The sequence below is a fragment of the Vibrio sp. 1562 genome, from assembly GCF_033340155.1.
GTDB lineage: Bacteria > Pseudomonadota > Gammaproteobacteria > Enterobacterales > Vibrionaceae > Vibrio > Vibrio alginolyticus.
The window spans coordinates 147,955-167,106 of record NZ_JAWOVY010000010.1; the positions used below are offsets into that span (position 1 = coordinate 147,955).

Below are 19,152 nucleotides of genomic sequence, written 5' to 3' on the forward strand. Positions count from 1 at the left end.
TATGTACACTCTGATTGATGCTGCGTTATCTCGCGCTCGCACTATGCTGACATTGTTGGTGATGATATTAATTGCAGGTGTCATTACTTACGTCACAATCCCCAAGGAATCGAGCCCTGATATTACCATTCCTATTATCTACGTTTCTGTTGGGCATCAAGGCATTTCTCCTGTCGATGCCGAGCGTTTATTAGTTCGGCCAATAGAGCAAGAGTTGCGCTCTATTGAAGGCGTAAAAGAGATGACCTCTGTGGCATCAGAAGGTCATGCTTCGGTGACGCTGGAATTTAGTGTCGGAGTGGATCTTGATAAAGCGATGGCAGATGTGCGTGATGCGGTTGATCTTGCGAAGCCAAAGTTACCAGAGGACAGTGATGAGCCAACGGTAAACGAAGTCACGTTTGCATCTGAAGAGCCTGTTTTGACCGTTGTGCTCTATGGCACCGTACCAGAGCGAACCATTGTTCAGATTGCCAGAACGTTACGTGATCGTTTGGAAAGTTTCCGTCAGATTCTTGAGGTTGAAATCGCAGGAGATCGCGAAGACATCGTGGAGATAGTTGTCGATCCGCTATTGATGGAAAGCTACGGTCTCGATCAAGCGGATATCTATAATTTAATTGCCTTGAATAACCGAGTTGTGGCTGCGGGGTTTGTCGATACTGGGTATGGACGCTTTTCGGTAAAAGTCCCATCGGTTTTTGATTCACTGAAAGATGTGCTTGAACTACCTATCAAGGTGAATGGAAAAGAGGTGATCACTTTTGGCGATGTGGCGACAGTACGGCGTGCATTTCGCGATCCTGAAAGTTTTGCTCGTTTAGATGGCGAATCTGCCATCGTTTTGGACGTAAAAAAACGGGCAGGGGAAAACATCATTGAAACGGTTGAGCTGGTAAAAGAAGTACTGGCTCAGGGACAGAAGCGCGCCGAGTGGCCCGACAATTTGCAAGTTAAATACACTTGGGATCAATCCGACGATGTCAAATTGATGCTCAGTGATCTACAAAACAATATCTTATCCGCAATTATCCTCGTAGTTATCGTCATTATTGCCATATTGGGGGTTAGGACCGCGCTTCTCGTGGGGATTTCTATTCCAGGATCGTTCTTGACTGGGTTGTTGGTGTTATCGGTATTTGGGCTGACGGTCAATATCGTCGTACTGTTTGCTTTAATTATGGCAGTAGGCATGTTGGTGGATGGTGCCATTGTGGTGACAGAGTTTGCAGATCGGCGCATGCAAGAAGGAACGCCACGTAAAGAAGCCTATCGAGATGCCGCAAAGCGAATGGCCTGGCCTATTACCGCATCCACAGCAACCACATTGGCTGCGTTTGCTCCGTTACTTTTCTGGCCAGACATCACTGGTGAGTTCATGAAGTACTTACCACTTACTTTAATTGCTACTTTGGCCGCTTCTCTGATGATGGCTTTATTGTTCGTTCCTGTCATCGGTGGGATCATTGGCAAGCCTCAAGTAGTCAATCAGAAAGCTCAGCGAGAAATGGTTGAGCTGCATAACGGCAACTTTGAAAAAGCGACAGGCATTACCAAGCTTTATTACCAGACTCTGTCGGTAGCGATTCGTCATCCATGGAAGGTCTTACTCAGCGCGATACTGCTAGCGGCAGGTGTCGGCTTCACTTACAACAAAGCTGGCTTGGGTGCAGAGTTTTTCCCTGAGGTGGACCCTGCCTTTTTTACCGTTAAAGTTCGTTCTTATGGTGACCTGTCTATTCACGAAAAAGATGTTGTTATGCGCGAAATCGAGAAGGTGATGCTCGGTCATGACGAGTTTGAAAGTGTCTACACGCGCACAGGATCGAGCGATAATGGGGACGAGATTGGCCAGATTCAAATAACGCCTGTGGATTGGCAGTATCGACGCAAAGTGAAAACCATTATTGAGGAACTAAAAGAGACGACAGACCGCTTTTATGGTGTTGAACTTGAGTATAAATTCCCGGACGCAGGACCGCCTGTCGAGCATGATCTCGTGATTGAAGTGTCATCACGAAATTTGAGTGTTAGTGCGTTAGATGAAGCAGCCAAAAAAGTACGACATTGGGCTGATGGTAATCCTGCACTGACCAACTTGAGTGATACCACTAATAAGGAAGGGATTGATTGGCAAATTGATATCCAGCGAGATGACGCCTCTCGCTTTGCAGCGGATGCTACTTTAGTCGGGAATACCGTCCAGTTTGTTACGAACGGCTTGAAAATAGGCGATTATTTGCCCGATGATGCGGATGAAGAAGTCGATATTTTGGTGCGCTATCCGCAAGATAAGCGCGACATAGGTCGATTTGATCAACTGAGAGTGAAAACGGCAGCTGGTCTGGTACCGATTACGAATTTTGCTCAAATCAAACCAGATCATAAGCAAGACACTATTCGTCGGGTCGACAGTCATCGAGTTATCAATATTAAAGCGGATATGGTGGAAGGTTACAATTTGGCGCTTGAGTTACCTAAGATTGCCGCTGGAATGGAACAGCTCGACTTACCGGAAGGCATTGAATATAAGATTCGGGGTCAAAATGAAGAGCAGGAAAACTCATCAGCATTCTTGCAAAATGCTTTTATTGTCGCGCTTGGTGTGATGGCTTTGATTTTAATTACGCAGTTTAATAGCTTTTATCAAGCTTTCTTAATCCTTAGTGCAGTGCTGTTTTCTACCGTTGGTGTCTTCGCCGGGTTACTTATTTTCCAAAAGCCATTTGGCATCATTATGTCGGGAATTGGAGTGATTGCGTTGGCTGGTATCGTGGTAAACAACAATATTGTTTTAATCGATACTTATAATCAGATGCGTAAACGTGGCTTAGAAAAATCTGAGGCTATTTTGCGTACGGGTGTGCAGCGTTTAAGACCCGTTTTACTTACGACGGTGACCACCATATTAGGCTTATTGCCAATGGTGTTAGAAATGAACATCGACTTAGTTAATCAGAAAGTGGAGTTTGGCGCACCAAGCACTCAATGGTGGTCTCAGCTTGCGACCGCTGTCGCGGGTGGTTTGGCGTTTGCGACTTTGCTAACGTTAGTTCTGACACCGTGTTTGCTTATGCTCGGGAGAGAGCATCACTCCGAACAGTAAGCTTTATCGTGATGATATCGACAAAACAAAAAGGGCAGCTTCGCTGCCCTTTTCAATACCTGGCTTACTTCATTGCTAGCAGTTTGCTGTAGCGTTCAAGCTTGTCCATGCTAATTTTCGCGTTTGCCATGAAAGTTTGTCTCGCTTTGCCTGTCAGGGATTTAGATTGTGGCAAATTCACCGTGCGCGGGTTTTTATGGACACCATTCACAAGGAACTCATAGTGCAGGTGAGGGCCAGTTACACGGCCAGTTCCGCCAAGCGTACCAATGGTTTGGCCTTGCTTAACGCGTTGACCAGCTCGTACAGTACGTTTGGTTAAGTGCAGGTACTTGGTAATGTAAGTATTGCTATGTTTAATGAAAACGTAGTTACCATTAAATTTGTTGTAAGACGATTTTTGAACAACGCCATCACCAGCCGCCCAAATCGGGGTGCCCACTGGTGCCGCATAGTCCGTGCCTCTATGAGGACGAACGCGTCCCGTCACTGGATGTAAGCGGCGTGGGTTGAAATTAGACGAAACTCGACGGAAGTCCAACGGCGCGCGTAAGAATGCTTTTTTCATTGCACGCCCATTTTCGTCGTAATACTTGCCACTTTTCTGATCCAATATTGCGGTAAAGGTATCGCCTTGGTTTTTAAAGATCGCAGCAATGATTTTTCCACGGCCGATTACTTCACCTTCTACCACTTCCTCTTGGTAAAGTACTCGGAAGCTGTCGTTTTTACGAATATCTAAAGCAAAGTCGATGTCCCAACCAAATATGCCAGCCAGTTCCATGATTTGGTTACCATTTAATCCAGAAGATATTCCTGCATTCCAAAAGTTTGATTTGATGGTGGCTTCAGCGTAGTTGTACTGGAAGTCGACTTCTTTTTTATCAACTTCAGAAACGTACTTGCCGTCTTTTAATGTGATACGAAAAGTCTCGAACGCGCTTAGTGTTCTTCTTAGCTGCACCAAGTCGTTATTTTCGTCAAAAGCAAATTGCAATCGGTCACCAGGTCGAAGCCGAGTTAACTGTTTTTCCACTTCTTTGTCTGATGACACCAGTTCATGTAATAGACGAGCAGAAAGCCCTACGCGACTAAATAAGATGGCAGCACTCTCGCCATTTTTTACTTTGTATGTTTCCCAGCGCAGCACGGCAGGAACCGCAGGCGATGAACTATTTAGTGCACTGAGTTCGAGGGAAACTGGCACAGGATAATGTTGACCAACTTTTAATCGGCTCTGCTGCGGGTCTAGGTCTTGCGGATCAGGTAAAAAGAAGAGCGCGAAGATAATCAGCGCACTAAAAAAACCGATCAATACTTTGTGCAAGAGTGGAAGTCGGACAAAAATCGAATGCATGAGGTACTTGATTGCTAAATTAAACGGAAAAAGTGACAACTACCTAGTCTAACGTGTTTCAAAATGCATCGCTATTCAAGTAATATGTTCAGCTATTATATTTTTGCCAAATCTGTGGGAGTGAACAAGAATGGCGAGCATTGAAGCTGCACTAGCCGAGATTAAGCGCGGTGTTGAAGAGCTGATTCCAGAAGAAGAGCTAATCGCAAAACTAAAAGAAGACCGTCCTCTACGTATTAAATTGGGCGCTGATCCAACAGCACCTGACATTCACCTAGGCCATACGGTTATTTTCAATAAGCTTCGCTTGTTCCAAGAACTAGGTCATGAAGTGACGTTCCTAATCGGTGACTTCACTGCAATGGTTGGTGACCCAACAGGTAAAAACACAACTCGTCCACCGCTAAGTCGCGAAGACGTATTGCGTAACGCTGAAACGTACAAAGAGCAAGTGTTCAAAATTCTCGATCCTGCAAAGACTAAAATTCAGTTTAACTCTGAGTGGCTGTCTGAACTGGGCGCAGAAGGTATGATTCGCCTTGCGGCAAACCAAACCGTTGCTCGTATGCTAGAGCGTGACGACTTTAAAAAGCGTTACGCGGGTGGTCAGCCAATTGCTATTCATGAGTTCATGTACCCACTTCTACAAGGCTGGGACTCAGTAGCAATGGAAACGGATGTTGAATTAGGTGGTACAGACCAGAAGTTCAACCTTCTAATGGGTCGTGAACTGCAAAAGTCTCACGGTCAAAAACCTCAGGTTGTACTGATGATGCCGCTTCTAGTGGGCCTTGATGGCGAGAAGAAGATGTCTAAGTCAGCAAACAACTACATCGGTATCAGCGAAGCGCCAAGCGAAATGTTTGGTAAAATCATGTCTATTTCTGATGACCTAATGTGGAGCTACTACGAGCTGCTCTCTTTCCGTCCTCTGGAAGAGATTGCTCAATTCAAAGCTGATGTAGAAGCGGGCAAAAACCCTCGTGACATCAAAGTATTGCTAGCAAAAGAAATTATTGCTCGTTTCCACAGTGAAGCCGATGCCGATGCAGCAGAGCAAGAATTCGTAAACCGTTTTGCGAAGAACCAAATTCCTGATGAAATGCCAGAGTTTGACTTTGACGCAGGTCGCCCAGTGAATAATCTGTTGAAAGAAGCAGGCTTATGTCCATCATCGTCAGATGCGATGCGCATGGTCAAGCAGGGCGCTGTGAAGATTGATGGTGAAAAAATTGCGGACAGCAAATTTGCTCCAGAAGCGGGTACTTACGTGTTCCAAGTAGGCAAACGTAAATTTGCTCGTATTACTATTCAGTAATTCATAATGACTGCAAATGAAAGCGTCCGAAGGGCGCTTTTTTTGTATGAAAATTTAGCAAAAACGGCAAAGTAAAACTTCCATACCTGATGAACTTTGCTACTATACTTGCGCTGCCAATAATGGCAGCGCTATCGGAGATTTACATGAACAATACCGACCATCCTCCCAGTCGTTGGGTGAGTAAGATTAAGGGAGCGAAATAACCCGCTTCGGTATTGGCGATCTCCGCCTTACCTAAGTGGTGAGGCATCTTTTCTAATTTTCTTCTCGTTATTTCCTTCATACATTCTGAATAGACAGTGCATTCGCATTGGTTTTCTCTGTGCATCTTAATTGTTGTCTGACTTTTAGCGTGCAAGAGTGGCTTTTCATGCTTTGTCGATGGTCGTTACCAATGCCAATCGGGAGATTCGCCATGACGGTAATGAACAACACTTTTATTGAAACAACACCAAACTTTTCTGAAGTAGAAATTGGTGCAGCTCGCAATGCATTCTTGCAGTACGAGCAAGAGCAACAAGTCCATTTGCTTACGGTTATGCCGATTGATGAGGCTGTAGGTATTTTACAGCATTGCTCTGTCGGCTATGTGAATAGTCTTATTGCTCAACTTGAGCAAGCAGGTCATGACAAACGCGCACGTCATTATGCTCACCAACTGGGTCTGCATATGTCTGAAGTTGATACACCCGATGGTTATTTATCAACTAGTGTTTTAGGGCATGTAAAACAGCGTATTGGATGGATCATTGCGCTGGCTCTTTTAGGGATAGTGTCAGGCTTGATCATCGCTCAGTATGAGGACACCCTTAGTCAGCTTGTTTTACTTGCAGTGTACATGCCAGTGATTGCAGCTGCTGGTGGTAACACAGGAACACAAGCAGCAACTTTGGTGATTCGTGCTCTTGCTACTGGAGAGTTAAAAAAACGCCAATGGTTAGAAGTTTTGTGGAAAGAGAGCCGAGTCGCTCTATTTATTGCGCTAGCGATCGCTATCGTGATGATTGGACGCATTATGTTATTTAGTGCAGGACAATCAACAGGAGGCTTTGAACTAACCGATATCGCACTGGCAATAGCAGTTGCGCTGTTCATTCAAGTCACCATTTCTACAACATTGGGCGGGCTGTTGCCAATTATTGCACGAGCTTGCAAGTTGGACCCAGCCGTATTGGTGAGTCCAGTTCTTGCGTCTATCGTCGATATTTCAGGAATGTGGATTTACTTTAACGTGGTGAACTATTTCTTAGGTATTGCCTGACTAAAGTTCACAATGTCATTGTAAAAAAGCTGCTCAAAATGTGTAATCGGGGCGATGACAGGTGTGTTGTCGTCCCGTTTTTCTGGGAAGTAGTCTGAAACAAACTGAACAAAAATGGTGTTAGGTTGACCATTTTTATCCAAGCCATATCCAGCCATATTGTAAGTCCCGTAGATAGAGCCACTTTTCGCGATCAGCTGTCCTTTAATTGGAAGTTTTCGCATACTTTGTCGGTACTTTAATGTGCCGGATTCACCTGATTTCGGCATGATGGCAATCAATTTGAGTTCGTTTTCATGCTTCCAAATATAGCGCAGCATTTCAGCCATCTTGGTCGCGGAGATCCGGTTATTTCGCGAAAGTCCTGAGCCGTCTTCTAGGCGCGCATTACGAATATCAATACCAGTGTTGGCGAAAATGATCTGCTTGATCGCTTCTGTACCGTTAGTAAAACTGCCTGGCTGAACGAAAAATTTAGCACCAAGTGTTTTGGTTAATGTGTCGGCAATCAAGTTGTCAGAGTTTTTGAGCATATCTTCAAGAATGTCTGGTAAGGCCTTTGATTGATGCATTGCGATGAGCTTTCGCTGCTTTTCTGGCGCCGTACCGACCCTAATCTTTCCTGATACCCCAATGTTGAGCTCCTTGAGCAAAGTCGCCAACCTTTGACTGGTGTAACGCTCAGGGTCTTGAACCGCAAATTTCAGTGGCAATGGTTTGTCTCTTTCAACCAAGCACCCTGTTAGCTTGTAGTTGTTATCGGGATTTGCAACTAAACCTAAGTCACAATGACGACTTTTCTTAATGGTTTTAGAAACTGTTTCTACGGTACTTGTGACACGAATAGGTTGATGCTCTGGTACGTAGACCCGCGTTCCACCATCTTTTTGTGTATAGATAGAGGCTTGTACACAGTTGTTATTGAGTGTGATGGTCGATGCCGGAGCGCTGTAGCAAACTCCCAAGATATCCCACGGCCAGCCCACCGCACGGTTATAACCAGTGAATGCGCTGTTATCGAGCCATAGGTCACCGTTAATCCGTTTTAAGCCATTTTTCTTAGCTAGAGTGAGAAGTGATTTTAAGTCGTTGGTTTGGAGTGTTGGGTCGCCGACAAAGTAAATCACTGCATCTGAGTTCGACGTTTCCAGCTTGGTTCGAAACCGGAAATTATCACCCAGTTCTAGCTTTGCGGCTAATGCGGTGACGATTTTTAATGTACTCGCTGGTGGGAACAGTTGTTCGGTAGGATGAACACCGTCAAGCTCAGCATTTTCACTGAGTTTTTCCGCAACTAAACTGATGCGGGCGCCTTCAGGCAACACCTCTTGATGAGGGTACGCTTGTGAAAAAGCAGAAAGTAATGAAGAGAATATGAGTAAGGGCCAACGTAAACGCATAATGATACTTTCTAAGGTGAGTTATGTGATTGAGTATACGCAAGTCCTTTCAATATGCTAGGTAACTAAATAAATGCTTCAAATGTCTTCATGAATGAGACACGAGAGAAAGGCGCGCTGCTTAAAATGAAGTATAAAAAATGCCCGCTTAAAGCGGGCATTCGATATTCTAGTCAAAGACCGGAATTAGAAGTCGTAACGTAGACCTAGAGCTAGCTCGTCTTCAGCATCGATCTTAGTTGCAACTGTTTTGCTAGTGTCAGTTGAACCAAACTTGTCACCTGCATCAATCAGGTTGAAGTTGTAAGAAATGTAACCACGGAAGTTAGGCTTGAAGTAGTAAGAAGCATCAACAGCGAAGTTGTTTGCAGAAGTTTCGTTGTTAGTTTCTGCATTGTTGTATGATGTTGTAAATACTGTTTGGCCTAGAGTGTAAGCACCCGCTAGCTCGTAACCAGTGTAATCAACTGTGTTACTGTTGTTTGAATCTTCCATTTTCTCGCCGTCAGTGAATACACCAGCGAAGTAAAGATCAGACATTGTGTAAGATGCAGCTAGCATGTACTCGTTAGCTTTGTCTTGATCTGCGTAACCAGCACCTAGCTCAAGACCAGTGTCAGCTAGAGCGTAGATTGCAGATAGAGAGTAACCGTCTTGTTTGTTGTCGTAGTACTCACCAGTGTTTTTGTTTTCCATACGATCAGCGAAGCGGTAGCTTGCTTTTACGCTTAGGTTTTCAAACTGGCCTTTGTAAGCCATCATGTTGTCTGTACGGTCTGATACAGCTAGTTTGTCTGCTGCAGAGTTACCGTGGTAAGCCATGATATCTGTGAAGTCAGTGATAACGCCTAGTGCACCTTCAGTTTTACCGTATGCGAACTCACCGTAAGCACCGCCAAGACCAGCGTAAGCAAGACGAGTTTCTAGATCGCTCTTGTCGTCGCCGTCTACAGTACCGTTTTGAGCAGTCTCAAATTCACCTTCCCAGAAACCAACACCGTATAGGTTGTCATTGATTTCTTGTTTACCAAGGAAGTTTAGACGGATGCGAGATTTGTCTTGAGCGTCGCCATCTTTCATAGATAGACGTGCTTCAGCACGGCCGCCCATTTCTAGAGAAGTACCGTCTTGGTTGTAAAGTTCAGCTGCGTTTACGCCAGTTGCCATAGCTGCTGCAGATACAGAAAGAGCAATTAGAGTCTTTTTCATCTTATTTGTCCTAGTTAGCTGTCCATAATCATTGTTGTATGGGGGGAGAGGTGATCTCTCACAAGTTGTTGGTCCAAAATTGGCTAATTGAGCGATATAGTTCGCACTTGTAAGCCATTGATCTAACAACTCGCTGGACATGTTTTACTGCTAAAGTTTCCGTATGAGTTAGTAAAATGATATAAATCCCACTGATGAACACTGTTCAATTGTGCGTTGTTTTTATTTAAGTTACTGTTTTTGATTGAAATTATTGGCAATGACATTGGCCTGACATTGATTAGTTTTTATCTTTTTTGAGGTTTTTGGTGTAATGAACAGTGTTGTTTTTCAATAAATTGAGAAGGTGATTCGCCCTAGAACCGCTCTAAAAGTGAGTTATATCATTATGCCGAAAAGGCATAGTCTTGCTGTCTTTCGAATTAAGATGATTTCGTCCGGGAGTTTGTTTACACTAAACGAAATACATCTTTAAGCGCACTACCCAGTCCTATGACAGGGTGGGCTTTTTTTGTCCAAAGACCCATTTGGGCTTGAGGTTATAAAATGGAAAAAGTTCCAATGACACTACGTGGCGAGCAAAAGCTACGTGCAGAACTCGATCGTCTACTTAAACTACGTCCTCAGATCTCAGAGGCAATTGCTGAAGCTCGTGAGCTAGGTGATTTAAAAGAGAATGCTGAATATCACGCCGCTCGTGAAGAGCAGGGCATTTGTGAAGCACAAATCCGTGACATTGAATACAAACTGTCAGTTGCTCAAGTTATTGATGTAACGAAGATGGAGAACACGGGTAAAGTTATTTTTGGTTCAACCGTAACCTTGATTGATATCGACACCGAAGAAGAAAAAACGTACCAAATCGTTGGTGATGACGAAGCCGATATCAAAGCAGGTCGCATTTCAGTGAGCTCACCTATTGCTCGTGGCCTGATTGGCAAGATGGAAGGCGATGAAGTTGCTATTCAAACTCCGGGTGGCGCGAAAGACTTCGAAATTGACCGAGTAGAATATATCTAGGTCGTTTGGAGTAGCATTACTGCCCTGATAAAACGCAAAAAGGTCGCCTCAGGCGACCTTTTTTCTTCAGCAACGTAAGTAGAGTTACTTACGAGGGATTTCGATTTTACGCTCTTCAGACTGGCGGTATAGCACTAGCACTTTACCAATAGTCTGAACTTTTTCAGCGCCCGTCTCACGTACGATAGCGTCGATGATTAGCTGTTTTGTTTCACGATCTTCCGAAGCAACTTTTACTTTGATAAGTTCGTGATGGTTAAGAGCGATTTCAATTTCTGCTAGCACGGCTTCTGTAAGTCCATTTGCGCCCATTAGCACAACAGGTTTTAAACTGTGAGCTAGGCCTTTAAGGTGCTGCTTTTGTTTGGTGCTTAGGTTCATTACGCGGCCAATTTTCTTTAAAATAAGGGTTGAAAAAAGCTATTTTAACGCCATCTATTGCTGAAGACTATAATTTATTGAGTAATAGGTAGCGCCTATTAAAACAATAGCTCCAATTTGTGCCTTGTTGGGATTAAAATGAGTAAACAAAAACATTCGGCTAGTTCTGGTCGTTGGTTGAAAGAACACTTTGATGATAAATACGCGAATGAAGCCCGAAAAAAAGGCTACCGCTCACGTGCTTATTTCAAGATCGATGAGATTCAAACGAAAGATAAATTGTTAAAGCCTGGAATGACAGTCGTCGACTTGGGGGCTGCGCCGGGCGGATGGTCTCAATATGCTGCTAAGATAGTAGGGGACAGTGGTCAGATCATCGCGTGTGACTTGCTTCCTATGGACCCGATTGCTGGCGTTAGCTTTTTACAAGGCGACTTTCGTGATGATGCAGTATTGGAAGCTTTGCTAGAAAGGATCCAACCTTCCATGGTAGACGTAGTAATGTCTGATATGGCGCCTAACATCGCGGGAAACAATTCTGTTGATCAACCTCGCGCTATGTATTTAGTTGAATTAGCTTTAGATATGTGTCGACAAGTTCTAGCGCCTAATGGTAGCTTTGTCGTAAAGGTTTTCCAAGGGGAAGGCTTCGATCAGTATGTGAAAGAAGTCCGAGACATGTTTAAAGCCGTAAAAATTAGAAAACCAGACTCATCGCGAGCTCGCTCTCGAGAGGTCTTCGTCGTAGCCACTGGTTACAAAGGTTAACCATTTTGCTCTCTTGAGAGCGTGTTAACACTATAGCTACAGTTAATGAACTGTAGTACCCTACCTTTAATTACAATTAGTTATCGAGAGGCTTACACCTTGAGTGACATGGCAAAAAATTTAATTCTGTGGCTTGTTATCGCCGTCGTATTGATGTCGGTATTCCAGAGCTTTGGCCCTGGAGAAAGCAATGGCAGAACCGTGGATTACACCACGTTTGTACAGGAAGTTGGCCAAGGCCAGATTCAAGAAGCAACTTTTAAAGACGGTGAAATTAGCTTTGTTCGTCGTGGCGGCGGTGCCAAAATGGTCACTTACATGCCAGTGTATGACCAAAAGCTTCTAGATGACCTAATTAACCAAAACGTGAAAGTACAAGGCACGCCTCCAGAAGAGCAAAGCTTGCTTGGTACTATCTTCATCTCTTGGTTCCCAATGATCTTACTAATTGGTGTATGGATTTTCTTCATGCGTCAAATGCAAGGCGGCGGTGGTAAAGGCGCCATGTCTTTTGGTAAGAGCAAAGCTCGAATGATGAGCGAAGAACAAATCAAGACAACTTTTGCTGACGTTGCTGGTTGTGACGAAGCAAAAGAAGACGTGAAAGAGCTGGTGGACTACCTACGCGATCCAAGCCGCTTCCAAAAACTGGGCGGTAAGATTCCAACGGGTGTTCTAATGGTTGGTCCTCCTGGTACGGGTAAAACGCTTCTAGCGAAAGCCATTGCCGGTGAGGCGAAAGTACCATTCTTTACTATCTCTGGTTCTGATTTCGTAGAAATGTTCGTTGGTGTTGGTGCATCTCGTGTGCGTGACATGTTTGAACAAGCAAAGAAAGCTGCACCTTGTATCATCTTTATCGATGAGATCGATGCGGTAGGTCGTCAACGTGGCGCAGGTGTTGGTGGTGGTCATGATGAACGTGAACAAACACTAAACCAAATGCTCGTTGAGATGGATGGTTTCGAAGGTAACGAAGGTATTATCGTTATCGCTGCGACTAACCGTCCGGACGTGCTAGACCCTGCGCTACTGCGTCCTGGTCGTTTTGACCGTCAAGTGGTAGTTGGTCTTCCAGATGTACGTGGCCGTGAACAGATCCTAAAAGTTCACATGCGTAAGGTCCCTCTAGCGGGTGATGTAGAGCCTTCTCTCATCGCACGTGGTACTCCAGGCTTCTCTGGTGCTGACCTAGCAAACTTAGTTAACGAAGCAGCCCTGTTTGCTGCGCGCGGTAACAAGCGCAACGTTTCTATGGTTGAGTTTGAACTGGCGAAAGACAAAATCATGATGGGTGCTGAGCGCCGTTCAATGGTGATGTCTGAGGAAGTGAAAGAGTCAACCGCATACCACGAAGCGGGTCACGCGATTGTTGGTCGCTTGGTTCCTGAACACGATCCAGTGTACAAAGTGTCTATCATTCCACGTGGTCGTGCGTTGGGTGTAACAATGTACCTTCCAGAGCAGGACCGCGTGAGTATGTCTCGCCAACACCTAGAATCAATGATTTCTAGCTTGTACGGTGGTCGTTTAGCAGAAGAACTTATCTACGGTGCTGACAAAGTATCAACCGGTGCTTCTAATGATATCGAGCGCGCAACAGATATTGCTCGTAAGATGGTTACTCAATGGGGTTTCTCTGAAAAGCTTGGCCCTCTGCTGTATGCAGAAGATGAAGGCGAAGTGTTCTTAGGGCGTAGTGTAACTCAGACTAAACATGTGTCTGACGATACAGCGAAGTTGATTGATGACGAAGTTCGTCAGATCATTGACCGCAACTACGATCGTGCGAAGAAGATTCTTCAAGAGAACATGGATATCATGCATGCGATGAAAGATGCGCTGATGAAGTATGAAACCATTGATGCTCGCCAGATTGATGACTTAATGGAGCGCAAAGCTGAAATTCGTGAGCCTGCGGGCTGGAGTGATAACTCAGCAAGCAAACCAGAAGACAGCGACAAGCCTCAAGCAAAGCAAGAAGTTAAAGAAGAAGCAACGGAGACTGCGAAAGATGCAGAACAGCCTAGCTCTTCTGAAACAACTTCTAACGAAGCGCCTGAAAAGAAAGACTCTGAATAAAGAGTATCGATAATATTAAACCCCGAGTTATCTCGGGGTTTTTGTGTTTATGATGATGATTACAGCAAATAACAAATCTTTGGACCTTTCGCGTCCACATGTCATGGCCATTCTAAATGTGACACCGGATTCCTTTTCGGATGGCGGTAAATACAACTCAATTGAACTTGCTCTTGCTCAAGTTGATAAAATGATAAAGGCTGGTGTAAGTATTGTTGATGTTGGTGGTGAATCAACAAGACCTGGTGCACCGAATGTGTCTTTGGAAGAAGAGCTTAGGCGTGTTGTCCCAGTAATCAAAGCCATTCGTGAAAAATATGATGTATGGATTTCCGTTGACACCAGTAAAGCAGAAGTGATGCGTCAAGCAATTGATGCTGGGGCTGATTTGATCAATGACATCCGCTCGCTGCAAGAGCCAGGTGCTCTGGAAGTCGCAGCAGAAGCAAACCTTCCAATTTGTCTGATGCATATGAAAGGTCAGCCTAGGACCATGCAAGTTGACCCTCATTATGATGATTTAATGGGGGACGTGTCGGCTTTTCTAGAAGAACGTATCGCGGCGTGTGAAGCAGCAGGGATTGATAAATCTCAACTGATTCTCGATCCTGGGTTTGGCTTTGGCAAAACAATCGAACACAATTATCATATGCTTGCTCATCTTGAAAAGTTTCATGAATTCGGCCTGCCTATTTTGGCTGGCATGTCTCGTAAATCCATGATCTTCAAACTGTTAGACAAGCCAGCGGCAGAGTGTACGAACGCAAGTGTCGTTTGTGCTACGATTGCCGCGATGAAAGGCGCGCAGATCATTCGCGTGCATGACTTTGAAGAGACAATCGAAGCGATGAAAGTTGTTGAGATGACGAAAAACAATATTTAAAAATAATAAAGGAAAGTTTATGTCGAATGAAAGACGTTACTTTGGTACTGACGGTGTGCGCGGTAAAGTAGGACAATACCCAATCACTCCAGACTTCGTACTTAAGCTTGGCTGGGCTGCTGGTCGTGTACTAGCGAAACAAGGCACAAAGAAAGTTATCATAGGTAAAGATACACGTATTTCAGGTTATATGCTTGAATCTGCACTAGAGGCTGGCCTTGCAGCTGCGGGACTTAAAGCAACATTTACTGGTCCCATGCCAACTCCAGCTGTGGCATATTTAACTCAGACTTTCCGTGCCGAGGCTGGTATTGTGATTTCTGCATCACATAACCCATATTACGACAACGGCATTAAATTCTTTTCTTCTGAGGGTACTAAGCTACCTGACGATATCGAATTGGCGATCGAAGCTGAGTTAGATAAAGAAATTGAATGTGTGGAGTCTGCTGAGCTTGGTAAAGCAACCCGCCTAAATGATGCAGCTGGTCGTTACATCGAATTCTGTAAGAGTACTTTCCCATCTGAGTTGAGCCTTGCGAACTTTAAGATCGTAGTAGACTGTGCGCACGGTGCAACGTACCACATCGCTCCAAATGTTTTCAAAGAACTTGGGGCAGAAGTTATCGCTATGGGCGTAGAGCCTAACGGCATCAACATTAATGAAAAAGTGGGCGCAACAGACGTACGAGCTCTTCAACAGCGTGTTGTTGAAGAGCAAGCGCATCTTGGTCTCGCATTTGATGGTGATGGTGACCGCATCATTATGGTCGACCACCTAGGTAACAAAGTTGATGGTGACCAAATTGCTTATATCATCGCTCGTGATGCACTTCGTCGTGGTGAGCTAAAGGGTGGTGTTGTTGGTACACTAATGACTAACTTGGGTATGGAAAATGGTTTAAAGCAGCTAGGCATTCCGTTTGTACGTGCTGCTGTTGGTGACCGTTATGTCATGGAGCAACTGCTAGAAAAAGGTTGGAAAATTGGTGCTGAAAACTCAGGCCATGTGATCTTATTAGATAAAGTCACAACCGGCGATGCGATTGTTGCTGCACTTCAAGTACTTGCTTCTGTAATTGGCAGCGATATGTCTTTATATGAACTATCGCAAGGAATGACATTATATCCTCAGGTTTTAGAAAATGTCCGTTTCTCAGGAGAAAGTAACCCTCTTGAAGCTACAGCTGTATTAAACGCTGTCGCTGAAGTAGAGGCGACACTTGGTGATAAAGGGCGTGTACTGCTGCGTAAGTCTGGCACTGAGCCTTTGATCCGCGTTATGGTGGAAGGCGAAGATGGTGAACTAGTTCAACACTCAGTATTGAAAATCGCTGAGGCTGTTAAAGCAAGTTGTTAATCATTGCGTTAAAGCATGTCTTGAATGAAAAGGGCATCTTTTGCCCTTTTTTTGAGCGCTTAACGCATTGGCATTGATTTTTTACTAATTTTCCCTTGTCAGCGTTACTGGCTTTCGCTAGTATTGCTCCGCCTCCCGTTAGGAGGTCGCTAGCCTTGTTCATTATGATTTGTTCTTTTGAACGGCGCTGGCTCAACAATTTGGAACATAGGTGGAAAAAATGTTTTCAGTTCTACTTGTGATTTACCTGTTGGCAGCGCTTGGTGTGATTGGCCTTGTGTTGATTCAACAAGGTAAAGGCGCAGATATGGGAGCCTCGTTCGGTGCTGGTGCTTCAAACACAGTGTTTGGTGCTGGCGGCTCAGGTAATTTCTTAACCCGAACAACTGCTATTTTAGCAACCGTATTCTTTATCGTTAGCTTGTTACTTGGTCGTATGTCTACGCACCAGACTGAATCACAATGGGTAGACCCAACGTTAGGTCAACCAGTTGTCGAACAAGTTAAGGATGCAGCGAGTGAAGTTCCTGCCCCTGCGGGTGATGAAATTCCTCAATAAGCTGTAAGGTTTTGATGCCGAGATGGTGAAATTGGTAGACACGCTAGCATGAGGTGCTAGTGCCTTAGGTGTGAGGGTTCGAGTCCCTCTCTCGGCACCATGTATTTACAAACTTGTAAATCACTTGTTTGCGAGTATAATGCTCAGCAAGTCGGACGCGGGGTGGAGCAGCTTGGTAGCTCGTCGGGCTCATAACCCGAAGGTCGTCGGTTCAAATCCGGCCCCCGCAACCAATCTCTTTCTTTAAAAGGAAATCGTAGATTGGCAAGTTTGCGTAGTGCTAACCACACTACGAGTTAAGAAAAGCAATTGTTGGCTATTCTTAACGTATCAGGGTCCAGCAGCATAAAACCCCGACTATCGGGGTTTTTTGTTATCTGAGCTTTTTGAAATAGCTCAGATACTGCTTGGTTTTTTGATTGGGCTCTGAGCCCTTTTTTTGTTTCTGGAGTGGTTAAATGACTGGTTTAGAAAGACAACTTACTGAAATGCTTGACGCGCCAGTAGCGGCATCAGGTTATGAGTTAGTTGGATTAGAATTCATTCGTGCAGGCGCGCACTCAACGTTACGTATCTACATTGACCATGAAAATGGTATTAACGTAGACGACTGTGCAGAAGTTAGCCACCAAGTTAGTGCAGTTTTAGACGTTGAAGATCCAATTTCTGTTGCTTACAGCCTAGAAGTGTCTTCTCCAGGTTTAGAAAGACCACTTTTTAAAGCAGCACATTACGAGCAATTTATTGGTCACGAGGTCAGCATCGTATTGAAAATGGCTGTAGCAAACCGTCGTAAGTGGAAAGGTATTATCCACGGTGTTGATGGCGAAACAGTGACAATTACTGTAGACGGTCAGCAAGAAGAGTTTGCTCTAAGTAACATTTCCAAAGCTAACCTGATCCCTAAATTTTAGTTCCCTAAAAAAGTTTAAGCTTAGAGGCTAAATACAATGAGTAAAGAAATTTTAGCGGTAGCAGAAGCGGTATCGAACGAAAAAGCGGTACCTCGTGAGCGTATCTTTGAGGCTCTTGAGATTGCTCTAGCAACTTCTACAAAGAAAAAATACGAAATCGAAATCGACGTACGTGTTGCCATTGACCGTAAAACCGGTGAATTTGTAACTTACCGCCGTTGGTTAGTTGTTGATGACGTTGAGAACCCTACAAAAGAGATCTCACTAGAAGCAGCGCAATACGAAGATGATTCAATCGAGCTTGGCGACTACGTAGAAGACGAAATCGAATCAGTAACGTTTGACCGTATTACGACTCAAACTGCTAAGCAAGTTATCGTACAAAAAGTTCGTGAAGCTGAGCGCGCACAAATCGTTGAACAGTTCATCGACAATGAAGGTGATCTAATCACTGGTGTCGTGAAAAAAGTAAACCGTGACACAATCGTGCTTGATCTTGGTAATAACGCTGAAGCGGTAATCCTGCGTGATGACCAACTTCCTCGTGAAAACTTCCGTCCAGGCGACCGCGTACGTGGCCTTCTTTACAAAGTCGCGCCTGAAGCACGTGGTTTCCAATTGTTCATCACTCGTTCTAAGCCAGAAATGTTGGCAGAACTGTTCCGTGTTGAAGTGCCTGAAATCGCAGAAGATATTATCGAGTTGAAAGGCGCAGCACGTGATCCTGGTTCTCGCGCTAAGATCGCTGTCAAAACAAATGACAAACGTATCGACCCTGTAGGTGCGTGTGTTGGTATGCGTGGTGCACGTGTACAAGCTGTTTCTGGCGAACTTGGTGGTGAGCGTATCGATATCGTTCTTTGGGATGATAACCCAGCTCAATTCGTTATCAACGCAATGGCGCCAGCTGATGTTGCTTCTATCATCGTTGATGAGGATGCACACTCAATGGACATCGCAGTTGAAGCTGACAACCTAGCGCAAGCTATTGGTCGTAACGGTCAAAACGTGCGTCTAGCATCTCAACTAACAGGTTGGGAACTGAATGTTATGACAGTTGCTGATCTTCAGAAGAAACACGCTGAAGAATCACAAGCATCTATTGAAAACTTCATGAAGTACCTAGATATTGAAGAAGACTTCGCTCAACTTCTTGTTGAAGAAGGTTTCTCAACGCTAGAAGAAATCGCATACGTGCCAGTTAACGAGCTACTAGAAATCGATGGTTTGAATGAAGAACTAATCGAAGAGCTTCGTGGACGTGCAAAAGATGCACTAACGACGATCGCACTAGCACAAGAAGAGTCTTTTGAAGGTCTAGAACCAGCTGAGGACCTACTTGCACTTGAAGGTCTTGAGCGTGAGATGGCATTTAAATTGGCAGCGAAAGGTGTAGCGACACTGGAAGATCTTGCTGACCAAGGTATTGACGATTTAGAAGGTATCGAAGGCCTGACCGAAGAACGTGCAGGTGAGCTAATTATGGCCGCACGTAACATCTGTTGGTTCGGCGAAGAAGCATAATTTTCGG

The 19,152-nt window shown here is 44.6% G+C and carries 15 protein-coding genes and 2 tRNA genes; 13 read left to right on the plus strand and 4 right to left on the minus strand.

What is annotated here, in order from left to right; genetic code table 11:
* Nucleotide 1 precedes the first annotated feature (1 nt).
* Nucleotides 2–3,106: a multidrug efflux RND transporter permease subunit VmeK gene (vmeK, locus tag R7Z49_RS12925; RefSeq protein WP_054576316.1), complete on the plus strand. Its 3,105-nt coding sequence runs from the start codon at nucleotides 2–4 to the stop codon at nucleotides 3,104–3,106.
* Between the two features lie 64 nt (nucleotides 3,107–3,170).
* Here vmeK and R7Z49_RS12930 read toward each other — a convergent pair whose 3' ends face one another.
* Nucleotides 3,171–4,463 carry a peptidoglycan DD-metalloendopeptidase family protein gene (locus R7Z49_RS12930; protein ID WP_318111714.1) on the minus strand — a complete coding sequence of 431 codons (1,293 nt, stop codon included), beginning with the start codon at nucleotides 4,461–4,463 and terminating at the stop codon, nucleotides 3,171–3,173.
* 130 nt (nucleotides 4,464–4,593) lie between these two features.
* On the opposite strand from R7Z49_RS12930, the gene tyrS reads away from it, so the two are divergent.
* Both tyrS and R7Z49_RS12940 read left to right on the plus strand, forming a co-directional pair.
* Nucleotides 4,594–5,781, plus strand: a complete 1,188-nt coding sequence (gene tyrS, locus R7Z49_RS12935; protein ID WP_318111715.1) for a tyrosine--tRNA ligase — start codon at nucleotides 4,594–4,596, stop codon at nucleotides 5,779–5,781.
* A 418-nt stretch (nucleotides 5,782–6,199) separates the two neighbouring features.
* Nucleotides 6,200–7,045, plus strand: a complete 846-nt coding sequence (locus R7Z49_RS12940) for a magnesium transporter (protein WP_005380062.1) — start codon at nucleotides 6,200–6,202, stop codon at nucleotides 7,043–7,045.
* Here R7Z49_RS12940 and dacB read toward each other — a convergent pair.
* A complete protein-coding gene (gene dacB, locus R7Z49_RS12945; RefSeq protein ID WP_017820417.1) occupies nucleotides 7,024–8,445 on the minus strand; it encodes a serine-type D-Ala-D-Ala carboxypeptidase in 1,422 nt (473 codons plus the stop codon). The genes R7Z49_RS12940 and dacB overlap by 22 nt on opposite strands.
* Nucleotides 8,446–8,631: 186 nt before the next feature.
* Nucleotides 8,632–9,654 carry a porin gene (locus R7Z49_RS12950; RefSeq protein ID WP_005380064.1) on the minus strand — a complete coding sequence of 341 codons (1,023 nt, stop codon included), beginning with the start codon at nucleotides 9,652–9,654 and terminating at the stop codon, nucleotides 8,632–8,634.
* A 546-nt stretch (nucleotides 9,655–10,200) separates the two neighbouring features.
* Between R7Z49_RS12950 and greA the strand changes: the two genes are divergently transcribed.
* The gene (greA, locus tag R7Z49_RS12955; RefSeq protein WP_005380065.1) at nucleotides 10,201–10,674 is read left to right on the plus strand and encodes a transcription elongation factor GreA; all 474 of its coding nucleotides are present in this window, start codon (nucleotides 10,201–10,203) and stop codon (nucleotides 10,672–10,674) included.
* 84 nt (nucleotides 10,675–10,758) lie between these two features.
* On the opposite strand, the gene yhbY is transcribed toward greA, so the two are convergent.
* Nucleotides 10,759–11,055, minus strand: coding sequence for a ribosome assembly RNA-binding protein YhbY (gene yhbY / locus R7Z49_RS12960; protein ID WP_005380066.1), 297 nt, complete (start codon nucleotides 11,053–11,055; stop codon nucleotides 10,759–10,761).
* A 138-nt stretch (nucleotides 11,056–11,193) separates the two neighbouring features.
* On the opposite strand from yhbY, the gene rlmE reads away from it, so the two are divergent.
* The 9 genes from rlmE (at nucleotide 11,194) to nusA (ending at nucleotide 19,145) form a co-directional block, all read left to right on the plus strand.
* Entirely contained in the window at nucleotides 11,194–11,823 is a 630-nt protein-coding gene (gene rlmE, locus R7Z49_RS12965) for a 23S rRNA (uridine(2552)-2'-O)-methyltransferase RlmE (RefSeq protein WP_005388985.1), read from the plus strand.
* Between the two features lie 108 nt (nucleotides 11,824–11,931).
* Entirely contained in the window at nucleotides 11,932–13,905 is a 1,974-nt protein-coding gene (gene ftsH, locus R7Z49_RS12970) for an ATP-dependent zinc metalloprotease FtsH (RefSeq protein ID WP_017635895.1), read from the plus strand.
* A 52-nt stretch (nucleotides 13,906–13,957) separates the two neighbouring features.
* The gene (folP, locus tag R7Z49_RS12975) at nucleotides 13,958–14,788 is read left to right on the plus strand and encodes a dihydropteroate synthase (RefSeq protein WP_258489283.1); all 831 of its coding nucleotides are present in this window, start codon (nucleotides 13,958–13,960) and stop codon (nucleotides 14,786–14,788) included.
* A gap of 19 nt (nucleotides 14,789–14,807) precedes the next feature.
* Nucleotides 14,808–16,148 (plus strand): phosphoglucosamine mutase, encoded by a 1,341-nt coding sequence (gene glmM / locus R7Z49_RS12980; protein WP_318111717.1) that lies wholly within the window; start codon nucleotides 14,808–14,810, stop codon nucleotides 16,146–16,148.
* Nucleotides 16,149–16,368: 220 nt separating this feature from the next.
* On the plus strand, nucleotides 16,369–16,707 hold the full coding sequence (gene secG / locus R7Z49_RS12985) for a preprotein translocase subunit SecG (RefSeq protein WP_005380080.1): 339 nt from the start codon (nucleotides 16,369–16,371) through the stop codon (nucleotides 16,705–16,707).
* Between the two features lie 16 nt (nucleotides 16,708–16,723).
* Nucleotides 16,724–16,807, plus strand: a tRNA-Leu gene (locus R7Z49_RS12990).
* Between the two features lie 56 nt (nucleotides 16,808–16,863).
* A tRNA-Met gene (locus tag R7Z49_RS12995) sits at nucleotides 16,864–16,940 on the plus strand.
* Between the two features lie 225 nt (nucleotides 16,941–17,165).
* The gene (gene rimP / locus R7Z49_RS13000) at nucleotides 17,166–17,621 is read left to right on the plus strand and encodes a ribosome maturation factor RimP (RefSeq protein WP_005386424.1); all 456 of its coding nucleotides are present in this window, start codon (nucleotides 17,166–17,168) and stop codon (nucleotides 17,619–17,621) included.
* Between the two features lie 36 nt (nucleotides 17,622–17,657).
* Nucleotides 17,658–19,145, plus strand: coding sequence for a transcription termination factor NusA (gene nusA, locus R7Z49_RS13005; protein WP_005380084.1), 1,488 nt, complete (start codon nucleotides 17,658–17,660; stop codon nucleotides 19,143–19,145).
* The last annotated feature ends 7 nt before the right edge of the window (nucleotides 19,146–19,152 follow it).

Coding starts and splice junctions, on each gene's coding strand:
- vmeK (WP_054576316.1), top strand. CDS start 2: ATGTACACTCTGATTGATGCTGCGTTATCTCGCGCTCGCACTATGCTG.
- R7Z49_RS12930 (WP_318111714.1), bottom strand. CDS start 4,463: ATGCATTCGATTTTTGTCCGACTTCCACTCTTGCACAAAGTATTGATC.
- tyrS (WP_318111715.1), top strand. CDS start 4,594: ATGGCGAGCATTGAAGCTGCACTAGCCGAGATTAAGCGCGGTGTTGAA.
- R7Z49_RS12940 (WP_005380062.1), top strand. CDS start 6,200: ATGACGGTAATGAACAACACTTTTATTGAAACAACACCAAACTTTTCT.
- dacB (WP_017820417.1), bottom strand. CDS start 8,445: ATGCGTTTACGTTGGCCCTTACTCATATTCTCTTCATTACTTTCTGCT.
- R7Z49_RS12950 (WP_005380064.1), bottom strand. CDS start 9,654: ATGAAAAAGACTCTAATTGCTCTTTCTGTATCTGCAGCAGCTATGGCA.
- greA (WP_005380065.1), top strand. CDS start 10,201: ATGGAAAAAGTTCCAATGACACTACGTGGCGAGCAAAAGCTACGTGCA.
- yhbY (WP_005380066.1), bottom strand. CDS start 11,055: ATGAACCTAAGCACCAAACAAAAGCAGCACCTTAAAGGCCTAGCTCAC.
- rlmE (WP_005388985.1), top strand. CDS start 11,194: ATGAGTAAACAAAAACATTCGGCTAGTTCTGGTCGTTGGTTGAAAGAA.
- ftsH (WP_017635895.1), top strand. CDS start 11,932: ATGGCAAAAAATTTAATTCTGTGGCTTGTTATCGCCGTCGTATTGATG.
- folP (WP_258489283.1), top strand. CDS start 13,958: ATGATGATTACAGCAAATAACAAATCTTTGGACCTTTCGCGTCCACAT.
- glmM (WP_318111717.1), top strand. CDS start 14,808: ATGTCGAATGAAAGACGTTACTTTGGTACTGACGGTGTGCGCGGTAAA.
- secG (WP_005380080.1), top strand. CDS start 16,369: ATGTTTTCAGTTCTACTTGTGATTTACCTGTTGGCAGCGCTTGGTGTG.
- rimP (WP_005386424.1), top strand. CDS start 17,166: ATGACTGGTTTAGAAAGACAACTTACTGAAATGCTTGACGCGCCAGTA.
- nusA (WP_005380084.1), top strand. CDS start 17,658: ATGAGTAAAGAAATTTTAGCGGTAGCAGAAGCGGTATCGAACGAAAAA.